Origin of the sequence: Paenibacillus sp. Pae15, assembly GCF_024519685.1 — a bacterium.
Classification (GTDB): domain Bacteria; phylum Bacillota; class Bacilli; order Paenibacillales; family NBRC-103111; genus Paenibacillus_G; species Paenibacillus_G naphthalenovorans.
This window is the reverse complement of record NZ_JALJRM010000066.1, coordinates 1-2207: the sequence shown is the minus strand read 5'-3', so window position 1 is coordinate 2207 and position 2207 is coordinate 1. Positions and strand designations below refer to the sequence as shown.

Here is a 2207-nt window from a genome sequence, read left to right as displayed (position 1 = left end):
CAGCCTCTGGAGGCATTACACAAAAGCCGGGGATTATTCCTAGTGAGGGTTATATCAGGCCCTCAAGTTCCTCGACGGCTAGTTCAACACAACAGCATATAATGGACCCAATAAGGAGAGTAACGATCTAAGGTATCTGTTTGGTAATCCACCCAAAGATATGGTGGATATTACATCAAACTGGAATATGAATGGAGCTGTGGTGACGCGGGAGTACCTCCACTGCATTCACCGTGCAGCTGAAGGTTGACGGCGTAGTGGTCAAAACAGAAAATGCATCGGGCGGGGCAAATAACAACGTGTTGTTAGGCGGGACTTTATCTTATAAATTTAGCACAAGTGCTCCCAAAACGTTCTCATTGGTCGTGGACTCGGGCAATACCGTAGGTGACACGAATCGTTTCTAATAACACCATAAACGAAACTATCACTCCGCAAGCTACGTGCGATTCCGAGAAGGATCCGGGAACCATGACAGGCACTTTAACTATCCAGAAGCCGTATATTGATTGGAAAGAGAATAATACCTTTACGGTCGTTGTAGAGCCTAAAGGATGTACGCTGGATAAGATCAAGTGGACCATGTCGGGTAATGGCGGATCTATAACGATGCCTCCAGCCGGAGCAGCGGACAACGGCTGGTACAAAAACACAAGCGGTAACACGAACGGGTATTTATTTACATTCAATAATGCCCTCAAGCAATATCCGGGTAACATCCAAAGCGGGAAGGTGACAGTTACTTTCACGGCACTGGACAGCTGCGGTACGGAGAGCGTCATAGGCCCGAAAGATTTTGAAATAGGCTCTCCACCCCCGAATAATCCTCCCGAGCTGCGAGTCAGTTTTACCAACGCCTCCGGGGAAGAAAATGGACAAGCCATAGTTGGGGATACAATGATGTTAAGGGTTTTCCTGTAAGACATCATTAGTTCAACTACTCCGGCAGCGCGTAACGCGCTTTGCGGAGCCTAAGTTGAACTAGCTTGGGAAGCTGGTTTTTGATGATTTTTTCCTATGGTATGCGTTGCCATGCGGCAAGCGAATCGACCGCTGTTATACAGTTTACATGGCTGCTTTTAGATTTCGAGTTAAATAACATCCATTAGGAGTGAATTGCATGAAAAAAGTTGTTCTTATTACCACAATGATGTCATTACTCATGACCGGCTGCAATCAATACGCGTCTGCGAACGTGGCCTTTAATGATACAAAAGATCATTGGGCCGAAGCAGCTATTAACGCGGCCGTCAAAAACGGTTACGTTGACGGATATGAGGACGGCAGCTTTAAACCTGAGCAAAATGTAAACCGCGCCGAGTTTATTAAATTAGTCGTTTCAGCCGTGAAGCTTAGTCTTCCTGAAGCAAAGGATGGGGAAGATTGGTACACACCTTATGTCACAGCCGCTAAAGAAAAAAATATCTATCATACGGAAGATTTTACGAGCGGGGATCTAAACACTCCAATATCCAGGCTTGAAATGTCGCTTATATCCTTGCGTGCAACACGAGAGGATATGCGGCAGGAAGGAATCTTGATGGACAACGATTCCGTGATGTTCAATGCCACGAAAACCGGTTTGATTCAAGGGCTGTCCAAAGGAGAACTAGGACAGGATAAACCAACGACAAGAGCTCAATCCGTAACCATCATCGAACGAATACTTAAATTAAACAAAGGGGAAGCCCTTCCGGTAGATAAAACTGCCTTGGGTAACGCCGAAATCGCTTTACGCGGCACAAACTTTGAAACGGCATACGGGCTAAGACAAGCGGTTACTCTTCCGATTGAGCATGACTTGACAAAAGATATCAAGATGAAGATTAAGGAGATTATTTTCTTTGATTCTTCGGATAAGGAGTCTCCTTATTGGGATCTTCTGGCCAATGGTGTTCGACGGGACAAACCAAATCTAGATAACATGTACATCTTTGCTTATAAGGTTGAGTTTATTACGGAGGATACTAGAGAGTACAGTGCTCTCGTTACGGATTATTTTAAAATGGTAGGATGGTATTCTGTGACATCAGATAGCAGCCGCCGCGTTTTAGTCGTAGGTAAAAATCAAGTAGGATCGAGAGAAGGTTACTTGATTTTCTCTCTCACCAAAAACGGTACAGAATATCAACGTACAGCGTTAAGAAATAGTGCTTATACCATAAATCAAAAGGACGTTCTGTTATTCTCAAATGAATAAAGGGGCT

At 44.5% G+C, this 2207-nt stretch carries 2 protein-coding genes; both read left to right on the top strand.

Annotated elements, in window-relative coordinates; all coding sequences use genetic code 11:
* The first annotated feature begins 471 nt into the window (after window positions 1-471).
* Window positions 472-921, top strand: a complete 450-nt coding sequence (locus NR121_RS24845) for a hypothetical protein (protein WP_054819575.1) — start codon at window positions 472-474, stop codon at window positions 919-921.
* Between the two features lie 199 nt (window positions 922-1120).
* Complete coding sequence (locus NR121_RS24840) at window positions 1121-2200, top strand: S-layer homology domain-containing protein (RefSeq protein WP_256832134.1); 1080 nt, start codon at window positions 1121-1123, stop codon at window positions 2198-2200.
* The last annotated feature ends 7 nt before the right edge of the window (window positions 2201-2207 follow it).

Coding starts and splice junctions, on each gene's coding strand:
- NR121_RS24840 (WP_256832134.1), top strand. CDS start 1,121: ATGAAAAAAGTTGTTCTTATTACCACAATGATGTCATTACTCATGACC.
- NR121_RS24845 (WP_054819575.1), top strand. CDS start 472: ATGACAGGCACTTTAACTATCCAGAAGCCGTATATTGATTGGAAAGAG.